Source organism: Streptomyces araujoniae, from assembly GCF_050871195.1.
Taxonomy (GTDB): domain Bacteria; phylum Actinomycetota; class Actinomycetes; order Streptomycetales; family Streptomycetaceae; genus Streptomyces; species Streptomyces bacillaris.
Genome location: NZ_CP194070.1, coordinates 851,272 through 867,404 on the forward strand (window position 1 = coordinate 851,272; position 16,133 = coordinate 867,404).

Annotated in this window: 17 protein-coding genes and 1 pseudogene; 7 read left to right on the forward strand and 11 right to left on the reverse strand. The window is 71.0% G+C overall.

The window, feature by feature from the left end; all coding sequences use genetic code 11:
- Positions 1 to 132: 132 nt before the first annotated feature.
- From ACQ9ZG_RS03435 to lnt, 3 genes are all read left to right on the forward strand, one after another.
- Positions 133 to 999 (forward strand): universal stress protein, encoded by an 867-nt coding sequence (locus ACQ9ZG_RS03435; protein WP_109917616.1) that lies wholly within the window; start codon positions 133 to 135, stop codon positions 997 to 999.
- A 93-nt stretch (positions 1,000 to 1,092) separates the two neighbouring features.
- Positions 1,093 to 1,572, forward strand: a complete 480-nt coding sequence (locus ACQ9ZG_RS03440) for a nuclear transport factor 2 family protein (protein WP_109917617.1) — start codon at positions 1,093 to 1,095, stop codon at positions 1,570 to 1,572.
- A 531-nt stretch (positions 1,573 to 2,103) separates the two neighbouring features.
- Positions 2,104 to 3,603, forward strand: a complete 1,500-nt coding sequence (gene lnt / locus ACQ9ZG_RS03445) for an apolipoprotein N-acyltransferase (protein WP_499281570.1) — start codon at positions 2,104 to 2,106, stop codon at positions 3,601 to 3,603.
- Here the strand turns inward: lnt and ACQ9ZG_RS03450 are convergent.
- On the reverse strand, positions 3,572 to 4,480 hold the full coding sequence (locus ACQ9ZG_RS03450; RefSeq protein ID WP_109915352.1) for a Gfo/Idh/MocA family protein: 909 nt from the start codon (positions 4,478 to 4,480) through the stop codon (positions 3,572 to 3,574). The two genes, lnt and ACQ9ZG_RS03450, sit on opposite strands and share 32 nt — an antisense overlap.
- 214 nt (positions 4,481 to 4,694) lie before the next feature.
- On the opposite strand from ACQ9ZG_RS03450, the gene ACQ9ZG_RS03455 reads away from it, so the two are divergent.
- Both ACQ9ZG_RS03455 and ACQ9ZG_RS03460 read left to right on the forward strand, forming a co-directional pair.
- Positions 4,695 to 5,216 carry a DinB family protein gene (locus tag ACQ9ZG_RS03455; RefSeq protein WP_375138304.1) on the forward strand — a complete coding sequence of 174 codons (522 nt, stop codon included), beginning with the start codon at positions 4,695 to 4,697 and terminating at the stop codon, positions 5,214 to 5,216.
- Between the two features lie 405 nt (positions 5,217 to 5,621).
- Positions 5,622 to 6,119: a hypothetical protein gene (locus tag ACQ9ZG_RS03460; RefSeq protein ID WP_499279882.1), complete on the forward strand. Its 498-nt coding sequence runs from the start codon at positions 5,622 to 5,624 to the stop codon at positions 6,117 to 6,119.
- Positions 6,120 to 6,170: 51 nt separating this feature from the next.
- Here ACQ9ZG_RS03460 and ACQ9ZG_RS03465 read toward each other — a convergent pair whose 3' ends face one another.
- From ACQ9ZG_RS03465 to ACQ9ZG_RS03495, 7 genes are all read right to left on the reverse strand, one after another.
- The gene (locus ACQ9ZG_RS03465; protein WP_109916308.1) at positions 6,171 to 6,665 is read right to left on the reverse strand and encodes a hypothetical protein; all 495 of its coding nucleotides are present in this window, start codon (positions 6,663 to 6,665) and stop codon (positions 6,171 to 6,173) included.
- 177 nt (positions 6,666 to 6,842) lie between these two features.
- On the reverse strand, positions 6,843 to 7,535 hold the full coding sequence (locus ACQ9ZG_RS03470) for a uracil-DNA glycosylase (RefSeq protein WP_028418981.1): 693 nt from the start codon (positions 7,533 to 7,535) through the stop codon (positions 6,843 to 6,845).
- Positions 7,536 to 7,649: 114 nt separating this feature from the next.
- The gene (locus tag ACQ9ZG_RS03475) at positions 7,650 to 9,053 is read right to left on the reverse strand and encodes an ABC transporter substrate-binding protein (protein ID WP_258312250.1); all 1,404 of its coding nucleotides are present in this window, start codon (positions 9,051 to 9,053) and stop codon (positions 7,650 to 7,652) included.
- 294 nt (positions 9,054 to 9,347) lie between these two features.
- Positions 9,348 to 10,103: an SDR family oxidoreductase gene (locus ACQ9ZG_RS03480; RefSeq protein ID WP_018492637.1), complete on the reverse strand. Its 756-nt coding sequence runs from the start codon at positions 10,101 to 10,103 to the stop codon at positions 9,348 to 9,350.
- Between the two features lie 20 nt (positions 10,104 to 10,123).
- A complete protein-coding gene (gene fabG, locus ACQ9ZG_RS03485) occupies positions 10,124 to 10,885 on the reverse strand; it encodes a 3-oxoacyl-ACP reductase FabG (protein ID WP_109916306.1) in 762 nt (253 codons plus the stop codon).
- A 384-nt stretch (positions 10,886 to 11,269) separates the two neighbouring features.
- Positions 11,270 to 11,653, reverse strand: a complete 384-nt coding sequence (locus ACQ9ZG_RS03490) for a DUF3037 domain-containing protein (RefSeq protein WP_028418984.1) — start codon at positions 11,651 to 11,653, stop codon at positions 11,270 to 11,272.
- On the reverse strand, positions 11,650 to 12,528 hold the full coding sequence (locus ACQ9ZG_RS03495) for a HipA family kinase (protein WP_181398293.1): 879 nt from the start codon (positions 12,526 to 12,528) through the stop codon (positions 11,650 to 11,652). The genes ACQ9ZG_RS03490 and ACQ9ZG_RS03495 overlap by 4 nt, the downstream gene beginning before the upstream one ends.
- Positions 12,529 to 13,209: 681 nt before the next feature.
- Here ACQ9ZG_RS03495 and ACQ9ZG_RS03500 point away from each other — a divergent pair.
- Entirely contained in the window at positions 13,210 to 13,581 is a 372-nt protein-coding gene (locus ACQ9ZG_RS03500; RefSeq protein ID WP_109916305.1) for an ArsR/SmtB family transcription factor, read from the forward strand.
- On the forward strand, positions 13,578 to 14,087 hold the full coding sequence (locus ACQ9ZG_RS03505; protein ID WP_109916304.1) for an SRPBCC family protein: 510 nt from the start codon (positions 13,578 to 13,580) through the stop codon (positions 14,085 to 14,087). Before ACQ9ZG_RS03500 ends, ACQ9ZG_RS03505 begins: the two co-directional genes overlap by 4 nt.
- 511 nt (positions 14,088 to 14,598) lie before the next feature.
- Here the strand turns inward: ACQ9ZG_RS03505 and ACQ9ZG_RS03510 are convergent.
- From ACQ9ZG_RS03510 to ACQ9ZG_RS03520, 3 genes and pseudogenes are all read right to left on the reverse strand, one after another.
- Positions 14,599 to 14,704: pseudogene (locus ACQ9ZG_RS03510) on the reverse strand (HipA family kinase); the annotation flags it as partial.
- 267 nt (positions 14,705 to 14,971) lie between these two features.
- The gene (locus ACQ9ZG_RS03515) at positions 14,972 to 15,319 is read right to left on the reverse strand and encodes a hypothetical protein (protein ID WP_258312249.1); all 348 of its coding nucleotides are present in this window, start codon (positions 15,317 to 15,319) and stop codon (positions 14,972 to 14,974) included.
- Positions 15,320 to 15,400: 81 nt separating this feature from the next.
- The gene (locus ACQ9ZG_RS03520) at positions 15,401 to 15,769 is read right to left on the reverse strand and encodes an SCO4402 family protein (RefSeq protein ID WP_258312248.1); all 369 of its coding nucleotides are present in this window, start codon (positions 15,767 to 15,769) and stop codon (positions 15,401 to 15,403) included.
- Positions 15,770 to 16,133 lie beyond the last annotated feature (364 nt).

Genomic DNA, 16,133 nt, shown 5'->3' on the forward strand with positions numbered 1-16,133 from the left:
CCACCTCCGGCGGCCGGGGGGGCGGTGGCGGCGCGAGGCACGGACCGGCCCTACGAGCCTGAGCGCGGGCCCCGGGTCGCGGCCGTGGCATGGGGTCCGGCGGCGGCGCCCCGGCGTCGTACGCTCGGGTCCATGACCACCCATGATCTTCCCGTGATCGCCGCCGTCGACGGGTCCACGCACAGCCGGCAGGCGCTCGACTGGGCCACCCACGAGGCCGTACGGCGCCGGCTTCCGCTGCTGATCGTCCACGTCAGGCCGCTCACCCGGACCGCCGACGAGGAGACCCGGGCGCGGGAGGCGGACGAGCTGCTCGCCGAGGCCGCACGCCGGAGCGAGGCGCTCGCTCCGGGGCTGAACCCGTCGACGCTGGCCCCGCTGGACTTCCCGGCGGCCGCCCTGGTCTCGCTCGGCCGCGACGCGTCGATGGTCGTGGTCGGCTCGCGCGGGCTCGGCGGCTTCCGCTCACTGCTGATCGGCTCCAACAGCCTGGCCACCGCGTCGATGGCCGGTTGCCCGGTCGTCGTCGTGCAGGACGCGGGACCCGGCGAGGACGACCGGCCGGAGGAGGCCGACACCTTCTCCGACATCGTGGCGGGGGTGGCCGCCGACGAGAGCAGCGAGGCGGTCCTGGAGTTCGCCTTCGCCACCGCGGCCGCCCGCCCCGGGGCACGGCTGCGGATCGTGCACGGCTGGACGATGTTCTCGTCCATGCTCGCCGGCGGGCCGGTCTTCGACCGGGAGAGCGCGGCGGACTCGGCCCGGCGCGGGCTGGCCGAGCTGACGTCGGGGTGGCAGGAGCGGTATCCGCAGGTGGAGGTCGTCCGGGAGCCGGTCAACGGCTCCGCCTCGCGCACCCTGGTGACGGCCTCGGCCACGGCGGCGCTGACCGTGATCGGCCGCCGCAGGGGCGGGGAGTCGCTCGGCCTGGGCCTCTCCCCGGTCGCGCAGACGACGCTCACGCATGCGCTGGGGCCGGTCGCCGTCGTACCCTGCTGAGGGTTCCACGCCGTGAACTCCCCCATCACACAGCTCTCTTGACGCCCGTGCAGCCCTCTTGGCGGGACGGTCCGCCTGGCCGAGACTTGACCGATGACACAGCGTGTGGCACTCGCGACCGTGATGGACCGGCTCGCCATCGATGATGTGATCACCGGGTACGCCGTGACCGTGGACGACGGCGACTGGAGCGCGTACGAAGCCCTGTTCACCCCGGACGGCCGCGCGGACTACACGGGAGCGGGCGGGGCGGAGGGCCCGGCGGGCGAGATCGCGCGGTGGCTGACCGGGACGATGCGCCTCTTCCCGGTCCGCCAGCACCTGATCGTCAACCGCCGCATCGAGCTGGAGGACCTGGGCGGCTATCCGGGCGACCGGGCGCGGGTGCGGGCCGACTACCTCAACCCGATGCGCCTGGCCCGGGAGGGCGAGACCTCGGGGACCGGTGACACGGCCCCGGACTTCGTCTTCGGCGGGCGGTACGTCTTCGAGCTGGACCGTACGGAGCCGGGCTGGCGGATCCGTACGGTCACCGTCCACGAGAAGTGGCGCCGCACCCCCGGTCCGGCCTGATCCGCACACCTCGGGCGAGCCCCGGCCGCGTCCCGCCTCCGGTGGGGATCACCTCCCTCACACTGGGTACAGAGAGCTGATCCGGCAGGTCACGCGCCTGCTCACCCGCGCGGGACGAGGAGGCACGGCATGCGGAGGTGGTGGGCCGGAGAGCGTCCGGCGTCCGGCGGACGGACGGGGAGCGGGCCCGCGCAGGACGGGACTCCACCCGGCGGACCGCCACCCGGCGGACCGCCACCCGGCGGACCGCCACCGGGCAGTGCCCCGGAGGGCGGAACACCACCGGACGGATCGCACGGGACGGCCGGACCACCACCAATCGGCCCCCCGCCATACGGGACGCCACCGGACGGGACACCACCGGACGGGCCATCAGCAGGCGGGCCACCGCCGAGCGGCCCCCCGCCGTACGGAACGACACCGGACGGGCCACCAGCAGGCGGGCCACCGCCGGACCGGTACCCCGGAGACGCGCCTCCCCCCGCCGCCTCCGCCCACCGGTCGTTCCCCGCCTCCGGCTGGGTCCGTTGGCTGGCCGCCCTGCTCGCCGGGGCGCTGCCCGCGCTCACGTTCCCCGCGCCCTCGCTCTGGTGGCTGGCCTATGGCGCGCTCGTCCCCTGGCTGCTGCTGATCCGCTCGGCGGGGACCGTGCGGCGGGCGGCGCTGGACGGCTGGATCGGCGGGATCGGCTTCGTCATCGCCGTGCACCACTGGCTGATGCCGAGCCTGCACGTCTTCATCGTGCTGCTGGGTGCGCTGCTCGGACTGCTGTGGGCCCCCTGGGGCATCCTGGCCCGGCGGCTGCTCGGGGGCAGGCCCTCGGTGCGGCGGGCCGCCGCCGCGGTGGTGGCCGTGCCCTCGGGGTGGCTGGCGATCGAGCTGGTCCGCTCCTGGGAGGGGCTCGGCGGGCCCTGGGGGCTGCTCGGGGCGAGCCAGTGGGAGGTCGCCCCGGCGCTGCGGGTGGCGTCGGTGGGCGGGGTGTGGCTGGTGAGCCTGCTGGTGGTGGCGGTCAACACCGGGCTCGTCCTGCTGGTGGCCGCGCTGACCGGCGCCCGGACGGCGGCCGGGGGCCTGCTGGTCGCGTGCGCCCTGGCCGTGGCCGGGGTGGGGGTCTGGGCCCCGCAGCCGGTGATCACGGGGACGGCCAGGATCGCCGTCGTCCAGCCGGGGGTCATCGCGGGCCCGGACAGCGTCGAGCGGCGTCTCGCCCGGGGCGAGGAGCTGACCCGTACGGTCGCGGGCCGGGATGTGGACCTCGTCGTCTGGGGCGAGAGCAGCATCGGGGCGGGCGCCTGGCAGGCCCCGGGGACCGCCCGGCGGCTCGCGGCGCTCTCCCGGGAGACCGGGGCCGACCTGCTGGTCAACGTGGACGCCCGGCAGGAGGACGGCTCGGGCCGGAGCGGGATCTTCAAGTCGGCGGTGCTCGTGGGGCCGGACGGCCCGACCGGGGACCGGTACGACAAGATGCGCCTGGTGCCGTTCGGTGAGTACGTCCCGGCGCGCGCCCTGCTCGGCTGGGCGACCTCCGTGGGCAGGGCGGCGGGTGAGGACCGGCTGCGCGGCGACCGGCAGGTGGTGATGGTCCTGCCCGACGGCGACCGGGGGCTGCGGATCGGCCCGCTGGTCTGCTTCGAGTCGGCGTTCCCCGACATGAGCAGGCGGCTGGTCCGGGACGGCGCCCAGGTACTCGTCGCCCAGTCCGCCACCTCCACCTTCCAGGAGAGCTGGGCCCCCGCCCAGCACGCCTCCCTGGGCGCCCTGCGCGCCGCCGAGAACGGCCGCCCCATGGTGCACGCGACGCTCACCGGCATCAGCGCCGTGCACGGGCCGCGCGGGGAGCGGATCGGTGAGCCGCTCGGTACGGAGGCGAGCGCGGCGGCCGTGTACGACGTACCGCTGACGCGCGGCACCACGCTCTACGGCCGCTTCGGCGACTGGGCGGTGTACGGGGCGCTCGCCGTACTGGCCGCCCTGTGCGGGGCCGAGGGGCTGCGGGCGCTCAGGAGGAGGCCTGCTCCAGGGCGTCCCTGACGATCCGCTCACACAGTTCGTGGGTGGCCAGGGCGTCCCGGGCGCTGAGCACTTCGCCCCCGCGGACCGCGTCCAGGAAGGAGTGGACGCACGCCTCGATGCCGCGCTGGCGGGCCACCGGCACCCAGTCACCGCGCCGGCGCACGCTGGGCTGACCCTTGTGGTCGACGATGTCGGCCAGGTTGAGGACCTGGCGCTTGGTGTCCCGGCCGGAGACCTCCAGGATCTCCTCGGTGGAACCGTTCAGCCGGTTCATCATCCCGATCGCGGTGAAGCCGTCGCCGGAGAGCTGGAGCACGACGTGGTGCATCAGACCGTCGACGATCCGGGCGCGGACGGTGGTGTGGTCGACGGGCCCGGGGACCAGGAAGCGCAGGGTGTCGACGACATGGATGAAGTCGTCGAGCACCAGGGCCCGGGGGTCCTCGGGCAGCCCGACCCGGTTCTTCTGCATGAGGATCAGCTCGCGCGGGTGCTCCGCGCACTGGGCGTAGCCGGGCGCGAAGCGGCGGTTGAAGCCGACGGCGAGACCGACCCCGCGCTCCTCCGCGAGGTTCACCAGCCGCTCGGACTCCGCGTACGTGTACGCGATCGGCTTGTCGACATAGGTGGCGACCCCGGCGTCGAGGAGCCGCTCCACGATCTCCGGGTGCACGGCGGTCGGAGCGTGCACGAAGGCCGCGTCCAGCCCCTGGGCGAGCAGCGAGTCGAGGGTGGTGTGGCGGGCGCCCGCCGGGATGCGGTGGGTGTCGCCGACCGCGTCGAGCGTGGCGGGCGTACGGGTCTGGAGGTGCAGCTCGACGCCCGGAACGGCCGTCAGCACCGGCAGATATGCCTTCTGCGCGATGTCGCCGAGCCCGATGCAACCGACCTTCACAGGGGTCTCCCTCTCGCCGTGCCGAAGTACCGGAGTCTCCGAAGTCCTGCCGTTCTCCGAAGTCCCGAAGTCCTGAACTCCCGAGGTCCCGAGGTCCCGAGGCCCCGGACTTCCGGAGGTGCGTTTCCCGGCAGCATACGGGGCGGTCGGCGGCCCGCTCCCATCGGCCGTCCGGCAGGGAAATACCTGGCCAGGATCGTGATCGTGGCCCAGGATGACCGGCATGACTCCCCCGGAACGCTCCGAGCCCGCCATCGACGCCGCCGAACGCCCCATGCTGGAAGGGTGGCTGGACTACCACCGCGAGACGCTCGCCACGAAGTGCGCGGGGCTGACGGACGCGCAGCTGCGCGAGGCGTCGGTCCCGCCCTCCGCGTTCACCCTGCTCGGTCTCGTACGGCACCTGACCGAGGTGGAGCGCTTCTGGTTCCGGGAGATCCTGGCGGGCGAGGAGCTGCCGGACCTCTACTGCACGGAGGAGGAGCCGGACGGGGACTTCACCGTGACGGAGTCGGACACCTGGGCCGGGACCGAGTCCGTCTGGCGGGCGGAGATGGCCGCGGCCCGGAAGGTGGCGGCCGGCCACCGGCTGGACGACCTCTCCCAGGGCGTCGGCTCGGCGGGCAGGCCGTTCAACCTGCGCTGGATCTACACGCACATGATCGAGGAGTACGCCCGGCACAACGGCCACGCGGACCTCGTACGGGAGCGCGTCGACGGCGCCACGGGCGTCTGACCGTTCCCGGCGGGCGGCCGCGTCCCCCGGGGCCGGCGCGCTCCCTGCGGCCGGGCACGCGTCCCCCGGGCCGGGCTCATTTCCAGCGGGCGGGAACGCCCCCGCTGCCAGGCACGCTTCCTGCGGCCGGGCACGCCTCCAGCGGACCGGAACGTTCCCCGCGGCCGGGCACGCTCCCTGCGGCCCGGCGCGTTCCCTGCGCGGCGGCGCGTTCCCCGCAGGGCGGCGCATTCCCTGCGCCCGTGCCCGCACACTGCCGTCCGGTGCCCGGGCCGCACGCCTCCCCCCGGAGCCGGTGCCGATGCGGGCCCCAGGGCGTGGCGCCGTGCTGACCGGGTCACTCGTGCGGGCCATTCCTCGCCCTCGGGCTGCCCGAGCGGCGGCCCGCACCCCAGAGTTGCCCGTGTGCAGCGAACCAGATTCACCACGAGTCTCCTGATCGGGGTGGCCGTGGCCGCCGTCTCCGGGTGTGTGTCGGTCGATCCGCAGCCGGGGCCCGTGCGGCCGCCGCGGGCGGAGAGCGGCGGACCGGCGCAGGACGTGATCCCGCAGATCGTGCAGCCGCCCGGCCGCGAGGCGCTGGAGGCCGTCGTGGAGCCGAGCCCGTCGCCCGGCAGGCCCGCCCGGCCCGCGCCGCCCTCCGGGACCGCTCCGGAGGCCCGGCGGGCGGGGCCCCCGTCGGCGCCCCGGTCACCGGAGCGGGCGGCACCGCCACCGCGCCGGACACCGTCCCACCGGGTCCCGGGACTCACTCCGCCCCTCCTCGCCCCGTCCGGCGTCCTGCCGGCCCTCCCCCGGGCCCGCGGCGGTCTGCACGACGTGTGCGCGCTGGGCCGGGGATACGGGGGCTGGCCCGCGGGTTCCCGGGAGAACCGGATCTGCGAGAAGACGTACGGCCGCTGAGAGACGTACCGGGCGCGCGAGACGGCCGCCCGCCCTGTCCGGGGCAGGCGGTCACATGCCCCGGATCCGCAGCTCCAACTGCTCGATGGCGGCCCGGACGCCCTCGCCGTGCCCCTCATGACCGGCACCGCCGCCGCCCTCCTCCAGGGCGTCCGCCGCATCGCGGGCCTGGCGGAGGTGGATACGGGCCGCGTCGGGGCGCTGGAGCTTCAGATAGTCCGCCGCCAGATTGAGGTGCAGCGCGGGAGTGAAGGCCCGGACCGCCAGGGTGTCCCGGTGGTCGGCCGGCCGCTCGCCCCGCAGTGCCTCGGCGGCCGTCAGGGCCCGCAGGTCCCAGGCCAGCTCGTCGCCGGGGTCGTCCTGGGTGTCGGCCAGGTAGTGCGCGAGGGTGCAGCGGTGCAGGGCCTCGCCGTCGGTGCCCAGCTCCGCCCAGAGAAGGCCGAAACGGTTGCGGGCCTCCTCGCGGTCGCCGGCGTGGAGCAGCATGACCGCCTGGCCGATCCTGGTCATGACGGCGTCCTCGGACGCCTCCTGCTGCTCCACCACTGCGGTCTCCTCTGGCCCGTCCAGCCGGTCGCGGTCCTTCGACGCTAACGCCGGTGGTCCGCAATCCCGCTCAGACACGGGCGATCGGCTCGGCCCGGTCGAGCAGGGCCGGTCGAGCAGGGCCGGTCGAGCAGGGCCGAGCCGTACCGCCCCCCGTGGCTCGGCCCGCTCGGCCGCTCAGCCCGCCGAGCCGAGGTCCGGGATGCGCCAGTCGATCGGCTGGTGCCCCTGGGCGGCGACGGCCTCGTTGATCTGGGTGAAGGGCTGGGAGCCGAAGAACTTCTTCGCGGAGAGCGGCGAGGGGTGGGCGCCCTTCACCACGACGTGGCGCTCCTCGTCGATCAGGGGGAGCTTCTTCTGGGCGTAGTTCCCCCAGAGTACGAAGACGGCGGGGTCGGGGCGCTCGGCGACGGCCCGGATCACCGCGTCGGTGATCTTCTCCCAGCCCTTGCCCTTGTGGGAGTTGGCCTCGCCCGCACGCACGGTGAGGACCGCGTTCAGCAGGAGGACGCCCTGCTCGGCCCACGGCATCAGATAGCCGTTGTCGGGGATGGGCAGGTCCAGCTCCTGCTGCATCTCCTTGTAGATGTTGCGCAGGGAGGGCGGCGTCTTCACGCCGGGCCGCACGGAGAAGCAGAGCCCGTGTCCCTGGCCCTCGCCGTGGTAGGGGTCCTGACCGAGGATGAGGACCTTGACCTTCTCGTACGGAGTGGCGTCCAGGGCGGCGAAGACCTGCTCGCGGGGCGGGTAGACGGGTCCCTTGGCCCGCTCCTCCTCGACGAAGTCCGCCAGCTCCTTGACGTACGGCTTCTGCAGTTCTTCGCCGAGGACGCCGCGCCAGGACTCGGGCAGCAGGTCGATATCGGTCACGTCCACAACCTCCGGTGAGCAACAAGTTCTTGATCCCAGAACCTACCGCCCGCCACTGACAACGGGCCCGGGGAGACCGACTCCCCGGGCCCGTACGCGTACCGCCGAGCGGTACTACCAGCTGGCCTTGCGGTACAGCTCCCACATCTGCATGACGGTCTGCGGGTCCAGTGCGCGCTCGCCGCCGCCGATGTCCTCGCCCGAGGCGACGTACAGCTTGCCCTGCCAGAGCGGCAGCAGCCGGACGTCCTCGACGAGGATCTGCTGCGCCCGCTCGAACTGCCTGCTGACCGCGCCCCGGTCGCTCTCCTGCCGGGTTGCGGGGATCAGTTGCTGGGTGATCTCCTTGTTGCGGTACGGGGTTCCGGTGACGCTCTCCTCGCCGACGAAGGGGGCGATGAAGTTGTCCGGGTCCGGGAAGTCCGGGAACCAGCCACGGCCGAAGACCGGGTAGTCGCCCTGGGTGAAGCCCTCCTGGAAGGTCTTCCAGGGGGCGCTCTCCAGCGTGATGTCGAAGAGCCCGGAGTCCTCCAGCTGCCGCTCCAGTTCCTCGAACTCGGGCTGGGTGGAGGAGCCGTAGCGGTCGGTGGTGTACCAGAAGGTCATCTTCACCGGCTCGGTGATCCCGGCCTCGGTGAGGAGTTTCTTCGCCTTCTTCACGTTCGGGTCGCCGAAGGTGTCGAAGAAGCTGGTGGTGTGGCCCGAGATGCCCTTGGGGATCATCGAGTAGAGGGGCTCTGCGGTGCCCCGGTAGACCTTGGCGACCAGGGCGTCACGGTCCACGACGTGGGCGATGGCCTTGCGGACGGCGGGCTTGGAGGCGGCCGGGTCCTTGGGGTTGAAGACCAGGAAGCGGATGTCCGCACCGGTGGTCTCGATGATCTGGAGGCCGTCGTTGCCCTCCTTCTTGTCCTCCAGTCCGACGACCTCCTCGGCGGTCAGACCGCGGTAGGTGGCGTCGATCTCCTTGGCCTTGAGGGCGGCCACCATCTGGGCGGACTTGTCGAAGTACTTGATGGTGACGGCGTTGTTCTTCCGGTTGGCGAAGCCCTTGTAGTCGGGGTTCTTCGTCAGCTCGGCGGCGGCCCCGGCCTCGTAGGACTCCAGGAGGTAGGGCCCGGAGCCGGTGACCTTGCCGTCGTCGCGGATCTTGTCCTTGGGGTAGTCGCCGGGGGCGACGAGCGACATGGCGGGCGTGGCCAGGATGAACGGGAAGGTGGCGTCGGACTTGTTCAGGTGGAAGATGACGGTGTCGTCACCCTTGGTCTCGATCCGGTCGAGGGAGCCCAGGAGTCCGGCCGGGCCGCCCTTGAAGTGGATGTCCACGACCCGGTCGATGGAGTACTTCACGGCCTGGGCGTCGATCTTCTCGCCGTTGGAGAACTTGAGGTTCTTCTTGAGCGTGCACCGGTAGGCCATGCTCGTGGCGTCGGTGAACGTGCAGGTGTCGGCCGCGTCCGGCTCGGGGCTCGTACTGCCGGTCGGGAAGCTCATCAGCGTCTGGTAGATGTTCCGCATCAGCTCCCAGGAGCCGTCCCAGGCCGCGGCGGGATCCAGCGTCGAGGGGGAGCTGGTCGTCCCGACGACTATCTTCTGATCTTCTTCCGATCCGCTGTCGGAAAGAAGACCGCAGCCGGCCAGCAGAGAAAGGGAAGCTAGGGCTGCAGCAGCCTGCAGACTGGCCCGGTAGAACACGTGCACGCTCCTCGATCAGCCATGGGTCGGCAGACCATACCGCAGCGCCCCGCCGGAGCGATCCGTCGGTCCGGCGGGGCACCCGAGTCAATCGGGCCAAACCGGTTCAGGCCACTCTCAGCCCACACCGGCGTTGAGGAAAATCCCTCCGTCGACCACCAGCGTCTGCCCGGTGATCCAGTCCGACTGCGCCGAGGTCAGGAAGGCGGCGGCGCCCCCGATGTCCTCGGGCACGCCGAGCCGGCCCAGCGGATAGGCGGCGGCCGCCTCCGCCTCACGGCCGTCGTAGAGCGCCTGGGCGAACTTCGTCTTGACCACGGCGGGCGCGATCGCGTTGACGCGGACCACCGGCGCGAACTCGTGCGCCAGTTGGAGCGTCAGGTTGATCATGGCCGCCTTGGACATCCCGTACGCGCCGATGAACGGCGAGGGCGAGACCCCGGCGACGGAGGCGATGTTGACGATCGCCCCGCCGTTCTCCTTCTGCCAGGCCTTCCAGGTCTGCTGGGCGAAGCCGAGCGCCGAGATCACGTTGGTCTCGTAGACCTTGCGGGCCACGTTGAGGTCCATCTCGGCCATGGGGCCGAAGACCGGGTTGGTGCCCGCGTTGTTCACCAGGTAGTCGACCCGGCCGAACGCCTCCATGGTCCGCTCGACCGCGGCCGCCTGGTGGGCCTCGTCGTGGGCCTTGCCGGGGATGCCGATGACCCGGTCGGCGCCGAGCCGCTCCACGGCCTCCTTGAGGGCGTCCTCGCCCCGCCCGGTGATGGCGACCCGGTCGCCGCGCGCCACGAGCGCCTCGGCGACCCCGTAGCCGATCCCCCGGCTGGCGCCCGTGATGAGGGCGACCTTTCCGCTGTCCTGCACCGTCATGATGTCCGCTGCCCTTCGGATCAGTTGAGGGGTCCGCCGGCCACGTACATGACCTGGCCGGAGACGAAGCCCGCGTCGTCGCCCGCGAAGAAGGCGATCGCGTTGGCGACGTCCTCGGGACGCCCGACGCGCTGCACGGGGATCTGGGTGGCGGCGGCCGCCTGGAACTCCTCGAAGCCCATGCCGACGCGGGCGGCGGTCTGCGCGGTCATCTCGGTGACGATGAAACCGGGGGCGACGGCGTTGGCGGTGACGCCGAACTTGCCCAGCTCCTTGGCGAGGGTCTTGGTGAGCCCCTGGAGCCCCGCCTTCACGGCGGAGTAGTTGGCCTGGCCGCGGTTGCCGAGGGCCGAGGAGGAGGAGAGCGAGACGATCCGGCCGAACTTGGCCTCCACCATGTGCGCCTGGACGGCCTTCGCCATCAGGAACGCGCCCTTGAGGTGGACGTTCATCACGATGTCCCAGTCGGACTCGCTCATCTTGAACAGCAGGTTGTCACGGAGGACGCCCGCGTTGTTCACCAGGATCGTCGGTGCCCCCAGCTCGGCGGCGACCCGCGCGACGGCGGCTTCCACCTGGGCACCGTCCGACACGTCGCAGCCGACGGCGAGCGCGGTGCCCCCGGCGGCGGCGATCTTCTCGACGGTGTCCTTGCAGGCCGCCTCGTCGAGGTCGAGTACGGCGACGGCGCGGCCCTCGGCCGCCAGGCGTACGGCGGTGGCGGCGCCGATGCCCCGCGCCGCTCCCGTCACGATGGCGACGCGCTGCTCGGTGGTGGACATGCTTGGTTCTCCTCGCCCTTGGAATCGCGGCTCAGCGGACGTCGGAGCGCCTCCCTGTCCGGGAGACCCGATGGCTGAGCAACCGCTTAGTACCTTCAGCAGACGAGACGCTAGAAGCCCTGACACCCGGTGTCAACGGCACGCGACGCAGGGGGCCGCACGTCACACCGGCCGGTGGCCCCTTGTGGTACCGACCGGTGTACGCGGCACCGAGCACCCGACCACCGACCACGCGCACCAGACACCCGGCACCCGACACCCGACCACCAGTCACCCGCATCGGGCATCCGACCGCCAACCACCCGCACCGGACACCCGGCACCCGGTCACCAACCACCCGGCATCGAGCAGCAAGCACCAAGCACCAAGCACCGGACAGGCGACTCAGCGCACCAGCAGATCGAGCAGCCGCTCCACCTCACCGGCCGGATCGGTGGTGAGCCCGCTGTGCACGGCCCCGGGCTGGACCACCGTGGAGCGCGGGGCGATCAGCCAGCGGAAGCGCCGCCCGGGATCGTCACCGGCCGCCTGCCCGGCCCCCTCACCGCCGCCGCAGACCCCTTCCACCGCGCGGAGGGCGGCCCGTACGCCCACGACGTCGGCGTCCGGGTCCAGCACCCTGAGCTTCGCCTCGTCCAGATGCGTACGGGCGGCGACGAACGAGTGGGCCCGGCAGTAGACGATCACCCCCGCGTTGAAGCACTCCCCGCGCTCGACCCGGGGGACGACCCGCAGGAGCGCGTACTCGAAGACATCGCGGCGCGTCATCGGTCGCCCTCCCGGCCGGCAGGTGCGGCGGTCCCGGCGGAATCGCCTTCGGCCGGTTTCGGCCGGGGCGGCAGCCGGTCGGTGAGCCAGCCGGGGGCCTGGGAGGGCCGGTCCGCGGTCGGCGCGCCGAGGGTGATCCGCTCATGGATGGAGGCGGCCCGGGCGAGCAGCGGAGCCACATAGGCCCGGCGCACCGCGTCGGCGGACGAGAACCCGGGCTCGTCCTCCAGCCATACGTCGGGGACGTCGGCGGCCACGTCGGTGAGCAGCTCCTCGGTGACCAGCGGGGCGAGCTCGGCGGCCGCCGCGGCGATGTCCGGGGCGAAGGGGGCCAGCACATGGTCGGAGGCGTTGTACGGCTTCGCCGCCGAGACCTCCGCGCCCGGCCAGTTGTGGTGCCAGATCATGGTGGCGCCGTGGTCGATGAGCCAGAGGTCGCCGTGCCAGACCAGCAGGTTGGGGTTGCGCCACGACCGGTCGACGTTGTTGATCAGCGCGTCGAACCAGACGACCCGCCCCGCCTCGGCCGGACCCACCGCGTAGGCGAGCGGGTCGAACCCGAGCGAGCCCGGCAGGTAGTCCATCCCCAGGTTCAGCCCGCCGCTCGCCTTCAGCAGCTCCTGCACCTCCTGGTCGGGCTCGGCGAGCCCGATGACCGGGTCGAGCTCGATGGTCACCAGCTCCGGCACCCGCAGCCCCAGCCGCCGCCCCAGCTCGCCGCAGATGACCTCCGCAACAAGCGTCTTGCGGCCCTGACCGGCCCCGGTGAACTTCATGACGTACGTACCGAGGTCGTCGGCCTCGACGATTCCGGGGAGCGACCCGCCCTCCCGCAGGGGTGTGACATAGCGGGTCGCTACGACTTCTTCCAGCACTTTCCCAGGCCACCTATCTTTTCGGCCTTGCACTTCACGGAACGCCTCTGTGGGGCATCGCGGCTGAGACCTCCGGTCGATGACCCTGGGGAGAATCCGGGGAGTGTCGGCCGATGAGCCGGTCTCCCCTTCTCCCCCCGGCAGACCGTCGAACGCGCCGCGCCCCTTGCTGCCGGCCTCCGGCATGAAGGGAACATCGTAATCGAGGGTGATCGTCGGCGAGGAGTGCCCGGGCCATCGACTGATCATCGAATCCCGAACGACCACCTTGCACGGGACAGCCTCCAAAGAAGGCGGCAGCCTTCAGGACCGCCCCCAGATGGGCGGTGACGCGTATCGGACTGCCCCCGCATGGCCGGCAAGCACTCCACCAAGGGAAGCAGCCCCGCCCGACAGGCAGTTCGAGGCCGATGGGCGGCGCGCCGCGACGGCAACAGGACCGCGCGGCCGCACACCTGCCTCCCGGGCCGCAGTGCACCCATCACCCAGGAGACTTCCCTGCGGAGAAAGATCCGGTGCCGCGCCGCCAGAGAGCGCGCAGGCCCGCCCTCCCGCACAGTGAGTCGTAACGCCCGCGCCGCCGCGTACCTACTGCCGGGCGCGGGACGGCACCCCGCGCGCTCCGGCGGCCCCCGGTTCGACCACTTGCAGATTGGAAACCAATCGGTTACCAATAAGAGGGTGGACCCCTTCACCGCGCTGGCCGACCCCGTACGCCGTGACCTGCTGCGCGCCCTTGCCTCGGGCCCGGCCCGGGTGGTCGACCTCGCGGCCCGGCATCCGATCAGCCGCCCCGCGGTGAGCAAGCATCTGCGCCTGCTCGCCGAGGCAGGGCTGGTGACTGCCGAGGACCGCGGCCGCGAGCGCCACTACGCGCTCGCCCGCTCGGGCCTCGCCCCGGTCCGCGCCCTGCTCGACGAACTCGCCGGGCGCCGCGCCCCGATCCCCGAGAGCGCCTTCGACGCCCTCGATCTGGAGGTGCGCAGAACCGTCCACGACCGCCGGACCGGTGCCGACACCGGTACCGGAAGACCTCAGGAGGAATCCGCATGACCAGCACCCCCACCGGGCGTCGCACGACCATCGACGGCCTGGACAGCATCGCCTTCGACCGCACCTTCCGGGCCGGCATCGAGGATGTGTGGGCGGCAGTCACCGAGTCGGACCGTCTGGCCCGATGGATCGGTGAATGGACCGGCGACCCGTCCAGCGGCTCGGTCGACTTCCGCATGCTCTACGAGGGCGACGAGCACCCGGCCGAACGTTTCACCATCCAGAAGTGCGAGGCTCCCGAACGCCTTGTTCTCACCTCACAGGTGCCTGGCGAGGAAATCGTCTGGCACATCACTCTCTCGCTCGTCGAGCACGAGGGAATCACCACGCTCACCTTCACACAGTCCGTCGGCGACGACCCGGCGATGGCGGGCGGAGTCGGCCCCGGCTGGGACTACTACCTCGACCGGCTGGTCGTCGCCGAGGCCGGAGGCGACCCGGCATCCATCGACTTCGGCGACTACTACCCGGCCCACCAGCAGCACTACCTCGACATGTTCGCCTGAGCACGGGGGGGGCGCCGCGTACGCGGTGACGGCACGCCCCACCAGATCGACCTCCGGCCAGGATCCGGCGGCCGGTCCCGCTCCGTTCCCAGCGTGGCCCGCGCTCTCCGCGCGAGCGGAGGTGAGCCGATGGCCTCGCTGGACCTTCTTGCCGCCGCAGCCCACCACCTTGTCGGCTTCAACCGCCGAATACGGCGAGAAGCAGTACCCCATCGCGCCGACGCCGCCGACCGGCAGACGATGCGGGGAGTCCGCGCCCTCGTTCGGTCAAGGCCGACCACCGGCCGGCACCCAAGCCCTGGTCCGCACGCGCCCTACTACGTCGAGAAGAGTTGAAGGCCGTCCGCCAGCCACGGGAGTCAGGGGAGTACCGCCGGCCCCGGGGAGCGCGTGGAGAGAATGGACCGCGTGACACATCACGATCACGAAGGACGCTGAAAGATCTATCAGCGCGGGTCAAGGGCGGTCACAACCGAATCAGGACAGGTCAGCGCCACACCGTGGTAGGCAGCTTGAAGACGTACGTACCAAGGCCAACGGCCTCGACGATCCCCCGGGAGCGACCCGCCCTCCGGCAGGGGCGTGACATAGCGCGTCGCTGCAACTTCCTCCAGCACTTTCCCAAACCATCTATCTCTTCAGCCTTACGCTCCATGAGCGGACCGTCGGCGGTGGCACGCCCCTTGCTGCCGGGTTCCGGCATCGAGTGAGCACGGTAGCCGAGGGGTTTCATCGGTGTGGAGTATTCCGAACCGGGGTAGCGAGGTCCCCCTTGCATTCCAGACCGAGCAAAATGAATCGCAATCACTCCGGAAGTCCACCGCCAGCATCATAAATCGTGACGGCCCGCCGGCTTGTCGGCGGGCCGTCACGGAAGATCGAGGTCAGTTGAGCACTTCGTCACTCAATTCAACCACGACTGCTTCGGGAATCTCAAGCGCTCCAATTATCCACTCCGCCGCTTCCGCCGAGAAGAGTTCCTTGGTCGCACTGAGAAGGAATCCGTGCGTAGGCGGATTGTATGCCTCGCGCTGCAGTACGAACTTCCCTCCGTCGGGCAACGCGAAGGCGAAGCACAACCACTCGCCCAAATCATCCATCCCGACATCGGGTCGACCCCAACGGCGATACAGAGCTATGAGATTAACCTCAACCAGCGCCAAATATCGAGTTCCCTTCGACGGCAGCTCTTCATCGGCGATTCTTCGCAGGCCCGTAAAGTTCAGACTCATTTGCACATCCTACGTTGCCTCCACGATGACGATCTCCGGCCTGGTTTCGCAAATTGAAATTACGGAACCAGATCGGAGCCCTTAGCCAGCGAAGGCTTCCATTGCGTCCAGGGCAGCCCGCGCCGCCCGGACGACCAGGCCCCAGGAGGGTGCGGCCAAGTAGGTTTCGTCGGGCGCATCCCCTAGCTCTTCGATCAAGGGGTCCATGAGGTCAGCCAGCCGCCTCATGGCCGCTACCTCCCGCCGGTTTCGAAGCACTTCCCCTAGCGCGGCCTCCGGATCCTCAAGCACTCGAAAGTCGTCATAGAGGATATGAATGACAAGCGACAGATCGTCCGAAGCTCCCCCCTTCGGGAAATCCTTCGCGATCCAAACTCTTGATTGATATTCCTCGTCCCCAAGTGACTGCAAGGCTGCAGACACATGGATTCGCGCGTCAGAGAATTCCACACCCCCCAGCTTCACTGAGGACTGTTCCAATTCTCCCACTTCGCCCCCCCAAGGGAATATGCGCCATCATCGCCCCGTACTCCAAATCCTTGATGGTACCGCGGATTGGATTTCCATCACGTCCAATGATTCGACCACCGGAGTTGACTACAGCGTGATCCAAATCCTGGAAGGACTGAGGGTTATTCGGGTTGCCCTTGTCGATTCTAATTCCGTCCCGCTTCGGCCCCGACCAGCGAAACCCCGTCCCCTTCCTTGTAGGTTTCATGGGACCGAAATCACTCGGAATCTTGGATAGGGTGCCCTCTCGAAGCCAACCGTCGATTTTGGAGGCAATTCCACCATACCCGCCTGGGCTGGTACG